The organism is Bradyrhizobium sp. CFUWI (assembly GCF_056429085.1).
The window spans coordinates 1-438 of record NZ_JBWJZE010000213.1 but is presented as its reverse complement, the minus strand read 5'-3'; the positions used below and the strand labels follow the sequence as shown (position 1 = coordinate 438).

At 71.5% G+C, this 438-nt stretch carries 1 protein-coding gene; it reads left to right on the top strand.

The genetic code is table 11. The features are described from left to right. The coding region (locus AC066S_RS39485; RefSeq protein WP_478272009.1) for a GGDEF domain-containing protein at positions 1-344 on the top strand (344 nt) is incomplete at its 5' end. Positions 345-438: the final 94 nt, after the last annotated feature.

Below are 438 nucleotides of genomic sequence, written 5' to 3'. Positions count from 1 at the left end.
GCGACGAGGTGATCCGGGCCGTGGCCCGCGTGGTGCGCGCCAACGTGCGCGCCACCGACTGCGCCGGCCGCTACGGCGGCGACGAGTTCGCGGTCATCATGCCGGGCCAGGACTGCGCGGCGGCCCGGGTGGTGGCCGAGCGCATCCGCACGCAGGTGCAGGAGGCACGCCTTCAGGGCATGCCGGAGCTGCGGTTCACCTGCAGCATCGGTGTCGCCTCGATGGAGACCGCGCACCTCCGCGTGCGGGACTGGGTGGACGCGGCCGATGCGGCGCTCTACCAGGCCAAGCGCCACGGGCGCAACGCCATCGCGCACGGCCCGCACGGCACCCACACTTCCTGAGAGCGGCTAACACGACCCAGCGAAGCGGTTCTGGCTAGGCGCCGCATCGCAGGCAGTACGAGTAGTACGACAAGATGCGGCAACGACGCCAGAA